The organism is Mesorhizobium sp. AR07, from assembly GCF_024746815.1.
Taxonomy (GTDB): Bacteria; Pseudomonadota; Alphaproteobacteria; order Rhizobiales; family Rhizobiaceae; genus Mesorhizobium.
The window spans coordinates 787,754-806,473 of the sequence record NZ_CP080528.1 but is presented as its reverse complement, the minus strand read 5'-3'; the positions used below and the strand labels follow the sequence as shown (position 1 = coordinate 806,473).

General features: G+C 60.8%; 12 protein-coding genes and 3 pseudogenes. 14 read left to right on the top strand and 1 reads right to left on the bottom strand.

Features of this window, described 5'->3' with window-relative positions; translation table 11 throughout:
• Positions 1-638 precede the first annotated feature (638 nt).
• The 5 genes and pseudogenes from BPNPMPFG_RS40130 to BPNPMPFG_RS40110 all read left to right on the top strand — a co-directional run bounded on the left by BPNPMPFG_RS40130 (position 639) and on the right by BPNPMPFG_RS40110 (position 4,838).
• The gene (locus tag BPNPMPFG_RS40130) at positions 639-1,433 is read left to right on the top strand and encodes a papain-like cysteine peptidase (RefSeq protein WP_258598488.1); all 795 of its coding nucleotides are present in this window, start codon (positions 639-641) and stop codon (positions 1,431-1,433) included.
• A gap of 400 nt (positions 1,434-1,833) precedes the next feature.
• Entirely contained in the window at positions 1,834-2,178 is a 345-nt protein-coding gene (locus BPNPMPFG_RS40125) for a DUF3363 domain-containing protein (protein ID WP_413776928.1), read from the top strand.
• Entirely contained in the window at positions 2,156-2,839 is a 684-nt protein-coding gene (locus BPNPMPFG_RS40120) for a DUF3363 domain-containing protein (protein ID WP_258598486.1), read from the top strand. The genes BPNPMPFG_RS40125 and BPNPMPFG_RS40120 overlap by 23 nt, the downstream gene beginning before the upstream one ends.
• 263 nt (positions 2,840-3,102) lie before the next feature.
• Positions 3,103-3,450, top strand: a pseudogene (locus BPNPMPFG_RS40115) (glutamine--fructose-6-phosphate transaminase (isomerizing)); the annotation flags it as partial.
• Positions 3,451-3,716: 266 nt separating this feature from the next.
• Complete coding sequence (locus tag BPNPMPFG_RS40110; RefSeq protein WP_258598485.1) at positions 3,717-4,838, top strand: beta-ketoacyl-ACP synthase III; 1,122 nt, start codon at positions 3,717-3,719, stop codon at positions 4,836-4,838.
• Between the two features lie 88 nt (positions 4,839-4,926).
• Here the strand turns inward: BPNPMPFG_RS40110 and BPNPMPFG_RS40105 are convergent.
• Positions 4,927-5,380 (bottom strand): annotated as a pseudogene (locus tag BPNPMPFG_RS40105) (DDE-type integrase/transposase/recombinase); the annotation flags it as partial.
• Positions 5,381-5,550: 170 nt separating this feature from the next.
• Here BPNPMPFG_RS40105 and BPNPMPFG_RS40100 point away from each other — a divergent pair.
• From BPNPMPFG_RS40100 to BPNPMPFG_RS40060, 9 genes and pseudogenes are all read left to right on the top strand, one after another.
• Entirely contained in the window at positions 5,551-9,543 is a 3,993-nt protein-coding gene (locus BPNPMPFG_RS40100) for a Ulp1 family isopeptidase (protein ID WP_258598483.1), read from the top strand.
• Between the two features lie 381 nt (positions 9,544-9,924).
• Positions 9,925-10,106 (top strand): annotated as a pseudogene (locus BPNPMPFG_RS43520) (hypothetical protein); the annotation flags it as partial.
• A 515-nt stretch (positions 10,107-10,621) separates the two neighbouring features.
• The gene (gene nifH, locus BPNPMPFG_RS40090; protein ID WP_258598480.1) at positions 10,622-11,515 is read left to right on the top strand and encodes a nitrogenase iron protein; all 894 of its coding nucleotides are present in this window, start codon (positions 10,622-10,624) and stop codon (positions 11,513-11,515) included.
• Between the two features lie 98 nt (positions 11,516-11,613).
• Complete coding sequence (gene nifD / locus BPNPMPFG_RS40085; RefSeq protein ID WP_258598479.1) at positions 11,614-13,116, top strand: nitrogenase molybdenum-iron protein alpha chain; 1,503 nt, start codon at positions 11,614-11,616, stop codon at positions 13,114-13,116.
• Between the two features lie 134 nt (positions 13,117-13,250).
• The gene (nifK, locus tag BPNPMPFG_RS40080; protein ID WP_258598478.1) at positions 13,251-14,792 is read left to right on the top strand and encodes a nitrogenase molybdenum-iron protein subunit beta; all 1,542 of its coding nucleotides are present in this window, start codon (positions 13,251-13,253) and stop codon (positions 14,790-14,792) included.
• Between the two features lie 63 nt (positions 14,793-14,855).
• Positions 14,856-16,346 carry a nitrogenase iron-molybdenum cofactor biosynthesis protein NifE gene (nifE, locus tag BPNPMPFG_RS40075; RefSeq protein ID WP_258598476.1) on the top strand — a complete coding sequence of 497 codons (1,491 nt, stop codon included), beginning with the start codon at positions 14,856-14,858 and terminating at the stop codon, positions 16,344-16,346.
• Between the two features lie 8 nt (positions 16,347-16,354).
• Positions 16,355-17,737 (top strand): nitrogenase iron-molybdenum cofactor biosynthesis protein NifN, encoded by a 1,383-nt coding sequence (gene nifN / locus BPNPMPFG_RS40070; protein ID WP_258598475.1) that lies wholly within the window; start codon positions 16,355-16,357, stop codon positions 17,735-17,737.
• Complete coding sequence (gene nifX / locus BPNPMPFG_RS40065; RefSeq protein ID WP_258598474.1) at positions 17,703-18,197, top strand: nitrogen fixation protein NifX; 495 nt, start codon at positions 17,703-17,705, stop codon at positions 18,195-18,197. Before nifN ends, nifX begins: the two co-directional genes overlap by 35 nt.
• Before the next feature lie 17 nt (positions 18,198-18,214).
• Positions 18,215-18,694, top strand: coding sequence for a NifX-associated nitrogen fixation protein (locus BPNPMPFG_RS40060; protein ID WP_183455200.1), 480 nt, complete (start codon positions 18,215-18,217; stop codon positions 18,692-18,694).
• The last annotated feature ends 26 nt before the right edge of the window (positions 18,695-18,720 follow it).

The window sequence follows — 18,720 nt, the reverse complement described above, 5'->3', positions numbered from 1 at the left end:
AGGCTTCGGTCAGGCGAATCGTGGCCGCGTCGTTCGCTAGCAAGCTGTAAAGGTCGACAGGCTGCATCAATGACGGCTTTGCCCTTCGATGGCGGGAACACATCCCGCACGGAGGCGACGCATGTGCCAACGATGTCCTGCTGACGCGAGCAGGCGTGCAGCACGTGCTGCTGCGACAGGATTGCCGGAGCTTGCAGATCGCCGCTTCCGGCCCCTCCGTGCTCCGCCCGTTTGCGGCTATGCGTCGACGCCATCGTGCCTACGCGGCGTCTGAAGAACAATCCTGCTGCCCTCCGGTGGTTGAATGACATCCACGGCGGCGGCCGCCCGATGGCCAGTGCCTCGCCAGCCGGTCGCTGTCACGGCCGATGGTGATCACTGTCGATGTTCAAGCAGGCGATCAAGGACACGGTTGCCACCAGGGTATCGCCAGACACGCTGCCCCACGACTGCAGCTTGTATCTGCTTCCGAAATTGAATGATCTCCATTTTCGACGATTTCGTTTCGCCCGCACGGCCAGCGAGCCGCCGCCGGCAGAGAGTGCGTTCGCTTACCGCTGCCTCCATTGGGCGAGGAACGAACCACCGGTAACAGCTTATCGCGGACAACGATCCTAAGCCGCGCGATGATGACCGGCTTGGACAGTTTGATGCTGCGTGGTTCCATATCCGCAGCGCTGATGGTCCGCATCAATACAATCGATTTGCCCTATCTTTCGAAATGCTGGAAAGCATCGCTCTTTCACTCCTATCTGGTACCATCTAAGGACCGGGCAATGCCTTACGAAGCTATTTTTAGCCTTGGATCTGACTGCACTCCTGCGACGCAAATCAGACGCTATTTCAAACGGCGCCCGAGCAGCTGTTTTGATTGGATTGTGACACCTATAGCCTCCATCGAGGAAATATTGGCAGATGATGGAGCGCGATTTGGGCTTCGTGTATCAGCCTGCTTCAATGGGACGTCAGCTTTTTGCGAGAATTACGGGGTAGTTTACCACCATGAATTCGATCGGACCACGTCCAACGCAGTGATATTCACGCCGGAAGCGTTACGGTCCTGCCGAGAGAAGCTGATTTACAAATACAATAAGATGCTTGACATCGCTCGGACACGAAAGACGTTGTTTGTGCGTTATGTCTCGGCGACGGATGCTCCGGGGGATCAGCAGATGGGAAAGACGTTTGGCGTAGACGATCTCCAGGAGATGGTCACTCTACTTGAGAAAAAATTGGGACACTCAAGGTTCCATGTGGCCTATTTCCGCGCCAACGGGAATGCATATGATAAGTCGATGTTCACAGGGCCAGTCCCGGAGCGCTGCAGTATCCATCAGGAGAACCATGTTCCTGATCAACTGGGCGAGGTTGAGGTATGGAACGTGTTCTTCTCGAAAATGGGACTTTCGCCAGACCGTCCACCGCTGCTGTAATCCTCAAGAGTTGACCAGAAGCATCCTTCGCGGCCATCCAAGAGGGATAGTCGGCGCGTCGATGTGGACGGATCCTCGACCTCGCCGAAACGATCGGTTTTCGATCCACATGAAATACCGCGCAAGCTGGGCGAAGATTTCGAGTACAGGATCAATCAAGCCCCCAAGCCCCACTATCGCAAACCCGTCCTATTGACGTTGGCGGGCGCCCGCGCGCCTCCTGACGCGCGGCGGGCTCTCGTGAACCGAGCCCGCTTCATTCGCTCTGCTCACGGCGGTCTCGCCCCTTCGAGCTTTGATCCCCGGCCATAACAACCCTTTGGTTGTCCAGCGGAGCTGCTTTCGTGTCACCCCGAGGAACACCGAGCCAAGGCAGTTTGACCGTACGATCGCGGACATCGTGGCCGCCCATAACGGGCGCTACAACATCGACATCCATCTCAAGCATGATCGATCGGTCACCGAACCTTTCGCCGAAACGCACGTCCGGCGCCTTGAAGCGATCCGTCACGCCACCGGTGGAGTGAAGCGCGAGCCTGACGGCACCTGGGTCATCGGGCCGGACCATCCCAAACGCGTCGTCGTCTACGAGCGTCAGCGTGCCAGGGAAGAACCTGTCACGGTCGAGAAGCTCTCCTCATTGTCGCTTGAGCAACAGATTGGTATCGACGGCGCCACCTGGATTGACCGCGAACTGGTCTCTGACAGACCGGAGGCTTTGCATGGCTCGGGTTTCGGGCCGTGATGTGCGGGCCGCGCAGGCACGCAGGCGGCAGTGGCTGCTCGTGCAGGGTCTCGCGCGTGAAGAGCAGGACCGGATAGTTTATCGCGCCAACATGATTTCGATCCTGCGTCAGCGTGAGCTGAACCGTGTTGTCGGTCAGCTTTCGCAGGAACTTGGGCTCTCGTATGCCGAAGCCCGGGCAGGAGATCGAATAGAGGGTACGCTGCGCCGATCGGTTGAGCTCGCCTGCGGCAAATATGCCGCGATCGAGAGGTCGAGCGAGCTCACGCTGGTGCCATTGCGGCCGGTGCTCCAGCGGCACATCGGCAAGGAGGTTTCTGGCGTGGTTCAGCGCGAGGGTATGGAACATCGGCCGGCAAAGGGGCGGGCCCAGCGTTTCATGACGACGCAGCAGCGATGCTTCATGCAACGCCCGATCGACCCGTCGCGCCGCGAAGCGCGGCGGTTTTTTCTCTTGAGCACTTGTTTTTGGTCGCCGGACGTTTGCTGCCGTAGTGTCCAGCCTGGACCTTGCAATAGCGCCCAACTATCGATTGTGCTCGACGGAGCCTGCAGCGAAGGGGGTGTCATGTCGATTTCGTCGAAATGCTCGCGCACTCCGCCGTCTTCAATCCCTCCGATCTGGCGTTGCTGGGGCGCGTCTTCGATCATTAGACATTGAGGGCCAATCTGCGCAATCTGCGTGAGGTGCTCGCGTCCCGGATCGTTCAGGAGGCCCGTATCGCCGAGATTTGCTGTCTCGCCGCCGGATGATCGAGGACGTCGCCCAAACGCGTCCTGGCCCCATCCACTGGGTGGATGACAGTTATCCCAATAATCGATTTTACCAATCGTACCGAATTCCCCTAGGAGGCTCTGAATAGAAACGGCCGGGCGGGTGTCCTTCCGGTCGACCCAGGCTGCCGGGAGAAATCGGAGACGAGCATGTGCGGGATTGTTGGCATCGTTGGGCAACAGCCAGTGTCGGAGCGGTTGGTCGACGCGTTGAAGCGTCTGGAATATCGCGGCTATGACTCAGCCGGCGTTGCGACGATCACCGAGGGCGCCTTGCACCGCCGGCGCGCCGAGGGCAAGCTCGTCAATCTCGAGGCGAGGCTGAAGGAAGAGCCGCTGGGCGGCACCATTGGCATCGCCCACACGCGCCGGGCAACCCCTGGGGCACCGACTGAACGCAACGCGCATCCGCACTTTAGCGATGGTGTGGCCGTCGTCCATAACGGCATTATCGAGAATTTCGCCGAGTTGAAGGACGAATTGGCGGCGGCGGGGGCTGCCGGCAGTCGACGAGATAGTCGCGCCGATGATTTTCTCGCTGCCGATACAGCTTCTTGCCTACCACACGGCGCTGGTCATGGGCACAGATGTCGACTAGCCGCGCCATCTCGCAAAATCGGTCACCGTCGAATGATTGTGGGAGCTGACATGGCTGACTGGTCCGCCGCCCTCTATGTCAAATTCGAGGATGAGCGAACGCGGCCGGCGCGCGAATTCGACGCCCACGTGAGAGCCGCAGCGCCGCCGCGTGCGACGGATTGAAGATGCATCGCGTCATCATCAACGGCATTGGCGTTGAAATCCCCGAACCGACGATCACCAATGAAGAACTGGTCGCCAGCTTCAATGCCTGGGTCGACATGGAGAATGCGCGCCGCCAGGAGACCGGCGAGCCGCCGCTGCCGAAATCGGACAGCGACTTCATCGTCCACGCTTCGGGCGTGCGCACCCGCCATGTGATCGAGCGCGAAGGCATTCTCGACCCGACCCGCATGGCGCCGCGCATTCCGGCGCGGCCAGACGACGCGCTGTCGCTGGAGGCAGAGTTCGGCATCGCTTCGGCAAGGAAAGCCCTTGATCATGCCGGGCTGAAGCCGTCCGATATCGATCTGGTGATCTGCTCGGCCTCGCATCACCAGCGGCCCTATCCGGCGATCGCCATCGAAATGCAGGAGGCGCTGGGCACAAAGGGCGCCGGCTTCGACATGGGACTTGGCTGCTCTTCGGCGGCTGCGGCACTGCACATTGCTGTCAATTTGGTGCGGTCGGGCGCGCACAAGCGCATCCTGGTGACGACGCCCGAGATCATCACCGGCCATCTCAACTTCCGCGACCGGCAGACGCATTTCATCTTCGGCGACGCCTCGGTGTCGATGGTGGTCGAAGGGCTGGCGCAGGGCGAGAAGCGGCCGGGGCGCTTCGAGGTGCTGGACACGCGCATCTGGACGCAGATGTCGAACAACATCCGCACCAATCTGGGCTACCACACCCGCACCACCCAAGATGATCCTTACATGATCAATCTGGAAGGTAATCTGATCAAGCAGGTCGGCAACAAGGTGTTCAAGGAAGTCACCGTCGCCGGGCAAAAATTCATCGTCGAGTTCCTCGCCGAGCACGGGCTGACGCCGCAGGCGGTCCGGCGCTTCTGGCTGCATCAGGCCAATGCGCGCATGAATGCCATGATCCTGAAACTGTCATTCGGCCACGAGGTCGGCCACGACCGCGCGCCGATGGTGCTGGAACGGCTCGGCAACACGGCGGGCGCCGGCGCCATCATCGCGCTGTCGGAGAACCACGCCGACATGAAGCCCGGCGATTTCGGCCTGATCTGCGCGTTTGGCGCGGGGTATTCGATAGGCGGCGCGCTGCTGAGGATGCTCTAAAATCGGCGGTTTCAGGCTTGTGCGGACGGCACCAGCAGGGGCACCGCTCCTCCAGTCTTGCCTTCATGCAGCTTGCGGATCGCCAGATCCTCGCCTGTCGTCTTTGCATCATGTGGATCATCTCGATCCCGTCCAGCGTGCCGATCGCGCTGGCGCGTGATTGAAACCGATCATGGGCCGTACACGACACTTGATGCGCCGATGGTCCTGCTCGATCGATTGTTGAGGTATTGGCTCTGCGGATCTGGATCGGCGTCAGTCTGCGCCGCGAACGGTCCCGGAGGGGGTTGGTCGTGTTGTAGGAAACAACCCGATTGGTCCGCAAGCCATTTGCCGGTCACGGCACGTTTGCGCCCATTGAAGCGTTTCCGCAGCAAGGGCGAGAAGCGAACGACCCAGCGATAGATCGTCGAATGATCGATGGCCTGATGCCACGCTCGGGCCATCATGTCCTTCAAATTGCCAGGGCCCAAGCCGTAGGCCAGATGCCAGCGAACGCAAAGCAGGATGGCGGACTGGTCGAAATGGCGACCGTTGAACATCTGAACTCTCCGGCGAAACACCGGAGGCCATGCCATGCCTCTGGTTGCCGAAAACTTAGCAACCCATCCGTCTTGACGGGAACGTTGTCATCGTCAGGTTCTCGACAGCTTGCCTGTGTCAAATCCAAGCCCAGCGTCAAACGGGCTTGTATTGCTGAAAGTGAGAACGGATGGACTTCACCTCGACCAAGCGGGTGCGTGGACAATCGAACAGGGCTGGCCCGCAAGAGAGCGCGGCTCCGTCCGCAGGTGCGGCGGCCTTTGAGCGGCAACTGAGCGAGGTCGCCAATACAGGTGGAGGTGGTGGAGCAATGCCGGCCGGCTCGGCGCCGCAGCCGGCTCAGTCAACTCAGTTTTTGAAAAGGGTCAGCAAGCGCCCTCTTCATTTCAGGGATGAAGACTTTATCCTCAACCTTGAGGAGGCCCTCATCAAAGGCGGGGCCGCCGAGCAAACCGCCAAGAACAATGTAAGTACTCTTCTCCGCTTTGGCCATTGGCTCTTCGCAAATAACAAAGATCCCATGAAGGGTCGGCTCGACAAGCAGTCGCTGACCGATGATGCGCGCAAATTCATCGGAAATGGTGATCCCGAGAGGCTGTCTGCGGCAATAGGTCATCTCCGGACCTCGCAGACGGGGGGCGTCGTGCCGGTCGCAGGCCGCGCTAAGTTGACTCCGCATCCGGAGGACGCGGCTCTGATCAAAGAGTACAGAAAGGAAGCAGCGACAGATATCGGCAGTACGAATGCAACTGCTCTTAGGAGCTTCAGTGCCTACCTACGTCAAAACAACAAGAAGGGCATTGCTGGTCGGCTTTCCGGCGAGGCATTGGATGGAGATGTCAAGGGCTTTAAGGAGAAGGTCGGTGGTCATCGGTACATCGGTGACGGACTAGTTTGTCTCCGAAAATCGCACGCCGGCGTTAAAGCGATGGAGCTCGAGCGCCGTGTTCCCACCGGTCCTGATCCCGACGACGCGGCACTGATAGAGCCGAGGCGGGTCGGCGACGCCGCTGGGCAGCACAGCGCGTGGCAGGAAGCTGGCAGTTGGCCAAAGGAGCTTCCTGCGGCAGCCCACGATCAGGATGTGCGTTTGGAGCTGATGGAAAAACCCGGCCCGTCGTCCTCGGCGCTGCGGCCAGCCCGGTCAACTCGGCTTCGCAGGCCGCCGCCGCCTCTCTATCCCCAGGATGCTTCCCTTATTCTGGGGCTTGAGGAGGCCCTCATCAAAGGCGGGGCCGCCAAGCAAACCGCCAAGAACAATGTAAGTGCTCTTCTCGGCTTTGGCCACTGGCTCTTCGCAAATAACAAAGATCCCGTGAAGGATCGGCTCGACAAGCAGTCGCTGACCGATGATGCGCGCGAATTCATCGGAAAGGGTGATCCCTCGAGGCTGCTTACGGCAATAAGTCATCTCCGGACCTCGCAGTCGACGGGGGGAATCGTGCCGATCGCAGGCCGCGCTGAGTTGACTCCGTATCCGGAGGACGCGGCTCTCATCAAAGAGTACAGAAAGGAAGCAGCGACAAATATCGGCAGTACCAATGCAACTGATCTTAGGAGCTTCAGTGACTACCTACGTCAAAACAACAAGAAGTGCATTGCTGGTCGGCTTTCCGGCAACGCATTGGATGGAGATGTCAAGGGCTTCAAGGAGGACACCGGTGGTCATCGGAACATCGGTTTCGCACTGGCTCATCTCCGAAAATCGCAGGCCGGCGCTATAGCGATGGAGCTCGAGCGCCGTGTTCCCACCGGTCCTGATCTCGACGACGCGGCACTGATGGAGCCGAGGCGGGTCGGCGACGCCGCTGCGCAGCAAAGCGCGTGGCCGGAAGCTGGCAGTTGGCCAGAGGAGCTTCATGGACAGCAGGATAATCAACCAGCCCCGTCATTTTTCATTGCTCCAGGGAAGTTGCCCGCTGGACTGGATAACCTCAACAGCATAGGGGCGGGCGCTTTCGGAGCAGCCGGCTCTCGGCAGTCTGGGGTTCAGGCTGCCACCCGGCCGTTGTTAGCGGTCAGCGAACAGCAGATTCGGCGCTCGCCTGGCGCGATTGACAGGGGCAACCTCCTGCCAACCGAGTGGGTCATCATCAACAATGAACATTCCACAGCGCTGTTGAGGCCAGCGAAGCGGCAGAGGACCCTGAATGCGCCGTCAACCGTCGCCATTCAGCAGCAGCTGAGCGAGATCGGCAATTCAGGCGGCCGCATGCCGATGCAGCCCTCCACCTACCCGGTGGGCGCATTGCCATTGGAAGGGCAGCCCGTTATGCGGGAGAGAGAGGGCGAATACATCCCAAGGCTGCATGCGGAAACTAGCGGGATCGGAGGCGCCACTGCGCAGCTCAGTGCCCCGCATGAAGCTATCGCTTTGCCACCCATGGAAGATTACGATCAGGATCTGCTTTGGGGGGGATTGGATAAGGCCGGCCCACTGCCATCTCTAGGGTCAAGTGCGAGCCATTATCAACCGCCGGCTTCTGCAGGAGCCGTTCATGCTTTGAACGGGCGCCACGACTACCAGTCGGCCGCGGACGAGTTGGCCGGGAGCAACGTCCTGCCGAGGCGGCAGGACGGCGGGTTCGAGGCAATGGTCCATCAGAATCCGCCCACACCATTCGAGCTCAATGCTCGGGTTCCGGCGCCTGATTTTCCTCCGCCGTTTACCGGGCCAGTACCGGTTCATCACCAGGGCGCTCGACAGCCCGGCTCGCAGGAGCTTTCTCCCGTGCCAGCGTCCTCGGACGATGAAGCTTTGGCGTGGTTAAGCGAGGAGTTGGCGCGGCGGCGGATGCAAGAACCGGCGTCACTATCAACTGCCAGAGCTCAGGATCTCTATGCTGGCTTTGAGGCATTGGTTGATCCAGATCCGGCTGAGTTGGGTTACAATGCTCACGTTGCGCCGGCGCCTTCTGTCAGAGCTCCCTCCGACACCTTCGGCGGTCTTCAGTCCTTTGTTGATCTGAATGCGTCCACGCCGTCCGACTTGCGTGATGCTCATTCTGCACCGGTGCGTCCGCGCGGGCAGATGCTCCGCGAGAGGGAGTGGCAGCCCACGATGCAAGGGACAGGGTCCGCCGCCGTCTTGAGGTCGGGAAGGCCCGACGACACCCAGTTCATCCCTCACGGTCAACTTTGGCCGATGGGTGAAGCTGCGCCAGCGCCGCCGGCAAGAGCTCCCCAACCCGCCTCGCCAGTAATCGCTAGGTTGCCAGACACCTATAGCGGTGTTCCCGTGGTTGATTTGACCACCTCCTCCTATGTTGAGATCGAAGCCTTGGATGCGACCGCATTGGCCGAGGCGACGGTGCTCGGCCCCATCGAACACCTCAGCGACGCCCACATCGGCAGGGATTACCTGTTGCTGGCGCAGGAACTGCAGGGGGCCAATCCAGCGCTCGCCGCCCGGACGCGGCTGCTGGAAGGGCTGATGTCCGTGCAACTGCGCTCGCCCCACCTGGACGAGAAGCAGGTGCAAAGCAGATTGAAGGGCATCTATGGTCGCGACAACGACACAGCCGACTTCCTGTTCCTGCCGGTGAACAATGCCAGTCCTGATGATCTTAGCTCCCTCGGCACCCACTGGTCGCTGCTCTTCGTTGATCGCCGCAGCCGGGAAAGAGCGGTCGCCTATCACTACGACTCCGCCGGGCACTACAACCGCAGCATTGCACAACAGCTCGCAGGGCTCCTGAAGGCCACCTTGGCGCCAGCCCCCATGGCCCGACAGCCGAACGATTACGATTGCGGCGTCTATGTGCTGGACGGCACGTGGGCGCTGGTTGGACGATTGATCGCCGAGCAGTGGCCGGACCACGAGCCGCTGCGCCTCGACAACCTCATCGCCGATCGGCAGGCGCTGCAAAACCGACTGAGGGGGCGCATGCCGCACGAGGAGGAGCCCTGGCAGCTATTGGATGATGAACCCGCCTCCCCACCAATGATGGCATTCGAGCCAGGGGAACTCCGGCAGCTGTTGGATGATGAACCCGCCTCCCCACCAATGATGGCATTCGACCCAGCGGAACTCCGGCTACTGTTGGATGATGAGCCTGCCTCCTCTTCGCCAAGAGTTAATTCGACCCCACATGCGCGAACGGACGGTGTTCATCAGCCAACCCAGGCGCAGTGGCTCCCTGAACGCAAAAGATCAGCATGAAGTCGAATTTGAAACGTTTTGCCCAAGCAACTGCGATCGCCTCGCTCTGGACGGTAACCGCTACGTCGGCGAACGAAGGGCTGTGGATCACAGGGTAGGCAAACCCTTCCTGTAGAAGCGCAGGCCCGGTCCGAACTGAACTATGGTGGCAAGCAGCAAGAACACGTACAGCGCCTGCTGCCCGACATTGCCGGGAAGATGTGGTCTGTGGTTGGACCGCTCCCAAGCTGATCGACCTCGCCGCATCGGCAAAGACGCCGACACGATTTACGCCGCGACTGAAGGAGGCCTGTCGGTCAGTAGGAACGGAGGCCTGATCTGGGAAACGGTCGTCGATGGCGGGCCCGTCAATCTCGGAGCTGACGGCCGACGGTTCCGTCTAGGCCCTCCGTGGCCTTTATCGCCGATGATATAATGGAGACCTTCGACCACGTCCGATCCGAGGAGGTCTTCAAACTGTTTGGTGAGATGGCATGTGCCGTCAGGTGATCTACCTGACGCATAACCGACACCTGTGCGAGATCGCCAAGGCAGCTATTCCCAGCGTGACGATCCATGAGCTTGGCCAGTTGTGCTCGTTTTCCGTTGGTGCAAATGCTCGCCTTGGGGTCAATCCAAGCGTATCAGCAGAAATGGCAGCCAAGCCTACAGGACGTCTGGTGCGAAGAAGCAAACCTCGCGATCGCGAAGACAAAGGCTGAACCGCGCGGGATCAAAAGCAGCCTGGGGCGATACACAGCTACGCGTGGACCGAAGTCTCTGCAGCAGGTCTCTCGACCAAAGCGCCTTAACTCGCTGCTCCAACTTGCTCCGGACACCGAGGTCAACCTGTAGCGGTCTCGAGCAGCGCCATCCGATCTTTCTGTCGCCTTTGTCGCGTCCGCTACACGGGCTTGTTCCGACAAGCACTGTTTGCCCTCAGGCTAAATAGCTGAAAAGCAACATCAAACTTTTTTCTTGTGTCCGATCAAGCCAATTGGCACGCATCTTGAGACCCTTTGGGTGTGAGGCGGCGAGAGCTGCCGACCGGCATGTCGCGGGCAGCCGCGATGGATGGAACGAAGGAAGGAAAAGCTACATGTCAGCTCTGCGTCAGATCGCCTTCTACGGCAAGGGGGGCATCGGCAAGTCCACCACCTCCCAAAATACGCTCGCCGCACTTGTCGACCTTGGGCAGAAGATCCTCATCGTCGGCTGCGACCCCAAAGCCGACTCCACCCGCCTGATCCTGAACTCGAAGGCGCAGGATACGGTCCTGCACCTCGCGGCAGAGGAAGGTTCGGTCGAAGACCTCGAACTCCAGGACGTGCTCAAGGTCGGCTATAAAGGCATCAAGTGCGTGGAATCCGGCGGGCCCGAGCCGGGTGTCGGCTGCGCCGGGCGCGGCGTCATCACCTCGATCAACTTCCTCGAGGAGAACGGCGCCTATGACGATGTCGACTATGTCTCCTACGACGTGCTCGGGGACGTGGTGTGCGGCGGCTTCGCGATGCCGATCCGCGAGGGCAAGGCCCAGGAAATCTACATTGTCATGTCCGGCGAGATGATGGCGCTCTATGCCGCCAACAACATCGCCAAGGGCATCCTGAAATATGCCCATTCGGGCGGCGTGCGGCTCGGCGGCCTGATTTGCAACGAGCGTCAAACCGACCGCGAGCTCGACCTCGCCGAAGCACTGGCTTCCAGGCTCAATTCCAAGCTCATCCATTTCGTGCCGCGCGACAACATCGTCCAGCACGCCGAGCTCAGGAAGATGTCGGTTATCCAGTATGCGCCGGACTCCAAGCAGGCGGGGGAATACCGCGCGCTGGCCGAGAAGATCCATGGCAATTCGGGGCAGGGCACCGTGCCGACTCCGATCACCATGGAGGAGCTCGAGGACATGCTGCTCGACTTCGGCATCATGAAGACCGACGAGCAGATGCTTGCCGAGCTTCAGGCCAAGGAAACGACGAAAGCGGCCGCCCAGTAACGAGCGCTGCCGCCACGAGGCGCCGCGTTGAGCTGACGCGCCTTTCAAAGAACGGCGCCTCGTCGGTGAGGCGTCACTCGAACCTTTAAAGGGGTCCCATGAGCCTAGATTACGAGAATGACGGCACTCTCCATGCGAAGCTTATCGAGGAGGTGCTGTCGCAATATCCCGACAAGGCGGCGAAGCGCCGCAAAAAGCACCTCAGCGTCGCAAAGAGCGGGGACGAGGCTGGCGAGGAAGGCGAGGTCGTCTCCGAATGCGACGTCAAATCGAACATCAAGTCCATTCCGGGCGTGATGACGATTCGTGGCTGCGCTTATGCCGGCTCTAAGGGCGTGGTGTGGGGTCCAATCAAGGATATGGTCCATATCTCGCACGGCCCGGTCGGCTGCGGGCAATATTCCTGGTCGCAGCGCCGCAACTACTATGTAGGCACGACGGGCATCGACACGTTCGGGACAATGCAGTTCACCTCCGATTTCCAGGAGAAGGACATTGTTTTCGGCGGTGACAAGAAGCTGGAACAGATCATCGACGAGATTGAGGGACTGTTTCCCCTCAACAACGGCATGAGCGTGCAATCCGAATGCCCGATCGGCCTGATTGGCGACGACACCGAAGCAGTATCCCGCAACAAGGCCAAGGAGCACGGAAAGACGATCGTGCCGGTGCGCTGCGAGGGCTTCCGCGGCGTCTCGCAATCGCTCGGTCACCACATCGCCAACGACGCGATCCGCGACTGGGTCTTCGAGAAGAAGCACGTGGAGTTCGAGGCCGGCCCGTACGACGTCAACGTGATCGGTGACTACAATATCGGCGGCGACGCCTGGGCCTCGCGCATCCTGCTCGAGGAGATAGGGCTGCGCGTGGTCGGCAACTGGTCGGGCGACGCCACGCTCGCCGAGATAGAGCGCGCGCCGAAGGCCAAGCTCAATCTCATCCATTGCTACAGGTCGATGAACTACATCTGCCGGCACATGGAGGAAAAGTATGGCGTCGCCTGGATGGAGTACAATTTCTTCGGCCCCTCCCAGATCGAAGCCTCCCTGCGCAAAATAGCCAGGCATTTTGGCCCTGAAATCGAGGAGAAGACGGAGAAGGTTATCGCCAAGTACAGACCGCTTGTTGATGCCGTCATCGCCAAGTACCGGCCGCGCCTCGAAGGCAATACTGTCATGCTCTACGTCGGCGGACTGCGCCCCCGCCACGTCATCACAGCATACGAGGACCTCGGCATGGTGATCGTCGGCACAGGCTACGAGTTCGCCCACAACGACGACTATCAGCGCACAGGCCATTACGTAAGGAACGGCACGCTGATCTATGATGACGTGACCGGTTACGAGTTGGAGAAGTTCATCGAGGGGGTTCGCCCTAATCTCGTTGGCTCGGGCATCAAGGAAAAATACCCCGTGCAGAAGATGGGCATACCGTTTCGTCAGATGCACTCCTGGGATTATTCAGGACCGTATCACGGCTATGACGGCTTTGCCATTTTCGCCCGCGACGTGGATCTTGCCATCAACAACCCGGTCTGGGGCCTTTACGACGCGCCTTGGAAAAAAAGCCCGAGCCGTGGGCGGGCGATGGCTGCCGAATAACACCCGGCCTTAGCCTGGTCTCCCCAAGGAAGACGATGAACGCCCGCGGCCCCGTGGCCCGCGGGACACCTGAGACGTCTCGACGTCCCTGAGCTGCCTTATGGGGCGGCCAGAAGAAAAAGAGGTAATCACCAATGGCACAGTCGGCTGAAGAAATTCTCGACCACGCTCTCCTGTTCCGCGAGCCGGAATACAGGCAGATGCTCGCCGAGAAGAAGCTGAATTTCGAATGTCCGCACCCGGATCAGATCGTTACCGATCAACGAGAGTTCACCAAGACGTGGGAATACCGCGAAAAGAACCTCGCCCGCGAAGCGCTTGTCGTGAACCCCGCCAAGGCCTGCCAGCCGCTGGGCGCGGTGTTCGCGGCCGCCGGCTTCGAACGAACCATGTCCTTCGTCCACGGCAGCCAGGGCTGCGTGGCCTATTACCGCTCACACCTGTCGCGCCATTTCAAGGAGCCTGCGTCGGCGGTTTCCTCCTCGATGACCGAGGATGCGGCCGTATTCGGCGGCCTGAAGAACATGGTCGACGGGCTCGCCAACACCTACCAGCTCTACGAGCCGAAGATGATCGCCGTCTCGACCACCTGTATGGCGGAGGTCATTGGTGACGACCTGCACAGCTTCATCGAGAACGCCAAGGACGAAAACTCGGTTCCGCGCGACTTCGACGTGCCCTTCGCCCACACGCCGGCCTTCGTCGGCAGCCATGTCGATGGCTATGACGTAATGGTCAAGGGCATTTTGGAGCACTTCTGGAAAGGCCAGGAGCGCACGAAAGCCGGGGGAACCATCAACATCATTCCCGGTTTCGACGGCTTCTGCGTTGGAAACAACCGGGAACTCAAGCGCCTGCTCGATCTGATGAGCGTATCCTACACCTTCATCCAGGACGCCTCTGACCAGTTCGACACGCCGTCGGACGGTGAATACCGCATGTATGATGGCGGCACGAAGATCGAAGACGTGAAGGAGGCGCTCAACGCCGAGGCGACACTTTCGCTGCAGCATTACAACACCCGAAAAACGCTGGACTACTGCCGGGAAGTCGGGCAGGCGACGGCCTCGTTCCATTACCCGCTCGGCGTCCAGGCGACGGACGAATTCCTGATGAAGGTCTCTGCGATTTCCGGCAAGGAGATCCCCGAGACGATCCGCCTTGAGCGCGGCCGACTGGTTGACGCCATGGCGGACAGCCAGTCCTGGTTGCACGGCAAGAAATATGCGATCTACGGCGATCCGGACTTCGTCTACGCCATGGCCCGCTTCGTCATGGAGACCGGCGGCGAGCCGACCCATTGCCTCGCCACCAACGGCAGCTCGGCATGGGCAGCCGAGATGAAGGTACTGCTTGCATCCTCGCCCTTCGGCAAGGATGCCCAGGTCTGGCCGGGCAAGGACCTTTGGGCGATGCGCTCGCTGCTCTTCACCGAGCCGGTGGACCTGCTGATCGGCAATTCCTATGGCAAGTATCTGGAGCGCGACACCGGCACGCCGCTGATCCGGCTGATGTTCCCGGTCTTCGACCGGCACCATCACCATCGCTTTGCGCTCATGGGCTACCAGGGCGGGCTGCGCGTCCTGACGACGATCCTCGACAAGATCTTCGACAAGCTCGATCGCGAGACCAGCGAGACGGGTGTGACGGACTATTCTTATGACCTCACCCGCTAGCAGCGGCGGCCGGCCTTTCGCCGAGGCTGGCCGCCTTCCAATGCACTTTTGGAGACCGACGCAATGTCCTCGCTCAGCGCCAAAATCCAGGATGTCTTCAACGAGCCCGCCTGCGATAAAAACCGCGGCAAGGATGCCAAGGCGCGCAAAGAGGGCTGCTCGAAGCCGCTGACGCCGGGGGCGGCAGCCGGCGGCTGCGCCTTTGACGGCGCCAAGATCGTGCTGCAGCCGATCACTGACGTCGCGCACCTGGTCCATGCGCCGCTCGCCTGCGAGGGCAATTCCTGGGACAACCGCGGCGCGGCTTCGTCAGGGGCAACGCTTTGGCGCACAAGCTTCACAACCGATCTGACCGAACTCGACGTGGTGATGGGGCAGGGCGAGCGCAAGCTTTTCAAGGCGATCCGCGAGATCAAGGAAGCCTATGCGCCGTCAGCGATCTTCGTCTATTCGACCTGCGTGACGGCGTTGATCGGCGACGACATCGAGGCCGTGTGCAAGCGTGCGGGGGAAAAATTCGGCTTGGCCGTGGTGCCGGTCAATGCGCCGGGCTTGGCCGGCTCCAAGAACCTCGGCAACAAGCTCGCCGCCGAGGCGTTGCTCGATCACGTCATCGGCACGGTAGAACCCGACGACGCCGGGCCGTACGACATCAACATCCTTGGCGAATTCAACCTCTCCGGCGAATTCTGGCTGGTGAAGCCGCTGCTTGATCGGCTAGGCATCCGGGTGCGCGCCTGCATTCCGGGCGACGCGCGCTACCTTGACGTTGCTTCCGCGCACCGCGCCCGGGCGGCTATGATCGTGTGCTCGACGGCACTCATCAATCTTGCCCGCAAGATGGAGGAGCGCTGGGACATCCCGTTTTTCGAAGGCTCCTTCTACGGCATTACCGACACCTCGGAAGCACTTCGCAACATTGCTGAGCTGCTCGTGAGGAAGGGCGCCGATCGCGAGATCCTCAACCGCACACGGACGCTGATCGCGGTGGAAGAGGCGATTGCGTGGAGGAAGCTCGAAGCCTATCGGCGGCGGCTTCAAGGCAAGCGCGTGCTGCTCAATACAGGCGGCGTGAAGTCCTGGTCGATCGTCCACGCGCTGATGGAGATCGGCATGGAGATCGTCGGCACCTCGGTCAAGAAATCGACAGTCGAAGACAAGGAGCGCATCAAGCAGATCCTGAAGGACGACAACCACATGTTCGAGCAGATGGCAGCGCGCGACCTTTACGCCATGCTCTCAGAACACAAGGCCGATATCATGCTGTCGGGCGGGCGCACGCAATTCATCGCGCTCAAGGCCAAGACACCCTGGCTCGATATCAACCAGGAGCGCCAGCACCCTTATGCGGGCTATGACGGCATGGTGGAACTCGTACGCCAGATCGACCTCGCCATTCATAACCCGATCTGGTCCCAAGTGCGCGAGCCGGCACCGTGGGATTGCCAGCCTGCGGTGGAGGACGAACTGCCGGGCACGAGGAGCGAGACCGCGACGTTGCACGCTGTCCAGGAAGTCGCCGGCACGACGGCCGACGATTGCGGCCAGCGTTGAGGAAGCCGATGGCCCGCATCCTTTCCCAGACCAAATCGGCAGCCGTCAATCCGCTGAAATCGTCACAGCCGCTGGGTGCGGCCTTGGCCTTTCTTGGGGTCGACGGCGCGATGCCACTGTTCCACGGCAGCCAGGGCTGCACCAGCTTCGCGCTCGTGCTCTTCGTGCGGCATTTCAAGGAAGCGATCCCCCTGCAGACCACCGCGATGGACGAAGTGACGACAATCCTCGGCGGGGCGGACAATCTGGAAGAGGCGATCCTCAACCTCAAGGTCCGCACAAAGCCAAAGCTGATCGGGGTCTGCACGACGGCGCTGGTGGAAACCCGTGGCGAAGATTGCGCAGGCGATATCGCCAGCATCAGGCTGAAGCGCGCGGAAGAGATCGCGGGTACGCAGATCGTGCTGGCCAACACGCCGGATTTCGACGGGGCGATCGAAGAGGGCTGGGCCAAGGCTGTCACCGCGATGATCGAAGGCATTACACGGCCTGGCGAGCAGGTGCGGCAGTCAAAGAAGGTCGCGATCCTGCCCGGCTGGAACCTCACTGTGGCTGACATCGAGCATTTGCGTGAGATGGTTGAAAGCTTTGGGCTGAAGCCGGTGATTTTGCCGGACGTTTCAGGCTCGCTCGACGGCACCGTGCCCGACCGTTGGGTCACGACCACCTATGGCGGCACCAGCGTCGAGGATATCCGCGAGCTTGGCACGGCCGAGCACTGCATCGTTATCGGCGAGCATATGCGCCGCCCGGCCGAGGTGCTGCAGAAGTTGACCGGCGTGCCTTACGTGCTGTTCCAGTCGCTGACCGGATTGAAGGGCGCCGATCGGTTCGTCTCGCTGCTGTCCGCGATTTCGGGCGCGTCGGTGCCGGCCGGGGTGCGCCGTCGCCGGGGCCAATTGCAGGATGCGTTACTCGACGGACATTTCCATTTCGGAGGCAAGAAAATTGCGATCGCTGCTGAACCAGACCAACTCTATCAACTCGCGACGTTCTTCGTCGGCATGGGCTCCGAAATCGCGGCGGCCGTCGCCACGACCGATATGTCGAAAATTCTGGAAAAAGTACCGGCGCAGTCGGTTCAAATCGGCGATCTCGGCGATTTGGAAGCTCTTGCCGCCGGCGCTGATCTCCTCGTCACCCATTCCCATGGACGCCAGGCCGCGCAGCGCCTTGGCATTCCGCTCATGCGCGTCGGCTTTCCCGTCTTCGACCGGCTCGGCAGCCAGCACAAGCTCACAATCCTCTATCAGGGCACCCGCGACCTGGTCTTCGAAGTTGCCAACATTTTCCAGGCTTACTGGAAGGCGCCGACACCTGAAGAACTTGATCCCCTCCGCAAGCGAGAAACGCCAGATGGGCCCCGTCCGTCGCCTCTCACTCGTCACTGACGAGGTTCACGCTGTGATGCCTACACGACGAACAGGCGCATTGCGCGTGGCGATCGCCACGCAAGACATGAAGGACCTCAATGCCCATTTCGGGTCGGCCAAACGCTTTGCTGTCTACGACGTGACGCGCGAGGAGTGGAAGCTCGTGGAAGCCGTGGCCTTCGACGACGTTTCCGACGAAAGCGGGGAGCATCGGAGCGAGGGCGATGACCGCATCACGCCGAAGGTGGAGGCGCTGAAGGGCTGTCATCTGCTGTTTTGTCTGGCGATCGGCGGACCTTCGGCAGCCAAGGTTGTTTCCGCAAAAATCCATCCGATCAAGGTGCCGCAGCCCCAAAGCATCCAGGAGGTGCTGTTGCGCACGCAGATGATGCTCAGGACGTGTCCTCCCCCTTGGCTGCGCAAGGTGCTGGCGGAGGCAGGCGTCACCGAGAAGAAGCCATCCTTCGAGGACGACTGAAATGAGGAGAAGGCGAAATGTCTGATGCCGCGGCTAGCACTGCTGTCGCCGAGGACGAGGCGGCCCTTGCCACCCCGTTCGTCAAATGCCTCGTGCGGCTGATCCGTGCTCAGGATTCCTACGGGTCATGGGAAGGCAAACCGGATGCCGAGTTGCTGGGCGACTTCATCATCACCAAGGAACAGCGCCGTGCGATCCCGATCATCGGCGATCCCGATCCGGACGTGCTGTGGAGGCTCGACAAGTTCTACGCCGCCGTCGGGCTTGCGATCGAGGAGCGCTGCGGCCTGATGGCATCGCCGATGATGGAGATGAGCCATGAGGGCTTTGGGCGCGTGCTCTTCGCGGCCGGACGGCTGGTCGTCCTGTCGAAGACCCTGCGCGACGTCCACCGGTTCGGCTTTGAGACGTTCGGGAAGCTCGCGGCGGCCGGCACGAAACTGGTCGGCGATGGCATCGCAGCTATTGAAGCCTATCCCGACGTGGCACGGGCGTAATGGAACCGAGTTTCGAACAGGGGGGT

What these genes read in the sequence shown, in the direction of transcription:
- nifD (WP_258598479.1), top strand. Translation starts at nt 11,614, where the DNA reads ATGAGCCTAGATTACGAGAATGACGGCACTCTCCATGCGAAGCTTATC.
- nifN (WP_258598475.1), top strand. Translation starts at nt 16,355, where the DNA reads ATGGCCCGCATCCTTTCCCAGACCAAATCGGCAGCCGTCAATCCGCTG.
- BPNPMPFG_RS40060 (WP_183455200.1), top strand. Translation starts at nt 18,215, where the DNA reads ATGTCTGATGCCGCGGCTAGCACTGCTGTCGCCGAGGACGAGGCGGCC.
- nifX (WP_258598474.1), top strand. Translation starts at nt 17,703, where the DNA reads ATGGGCCCCGTCCGTCGCCTCTCACTCGTCACTGACGAGGTTCACGCT.
- BPNPMPFG_RS40100 (WP_258598483.1), top strand. Translation starts at nt 5,551, where the DNA reads ATGGACTTCACCTCGACCAAGCGGGTGCGTGGACAATCGAACAGGGCT.
- nifE (WP_258598476.1), top strand. Translation starts at nt 14,856, where the DNA reads ATGTCCTCGCTCAGCGCCAAAATCCAGGATGTCTTCAACGAGCCCGCC.
- nifK (WP_258598478.1), top strand. Translation starts at nt 13,251, where the DNA reads ATGGCACAGTCGGCTGAAGAAATTCTCGACCACGCTCTCCTGTTCCGC.
- nifH (WP_258598480.1), top strand. Translation starts at nt 10,622, where the DNA reads ATGTCAGCTCTGCGTCAGATCGCCTTCTACGGCAAGGGGGGCATCGGC.
- BPNPMPFG_RS40110 (WP_258598485.1), top strand. Translation starts at nt 3,717, where the DNA reads ATGCATCGCGTCATCATCAACGGCATTGGCGTTGAAATCCCCGAACCG.
- BPNPMPFG_RS40120 (WP_258598486.1), top strand. Translation starts at nt 2,156, where the DNA reads ATGGCTCGGGTTTCGGGCCGTGATGTGCGGGCCGCGCAGGCACGCAGG.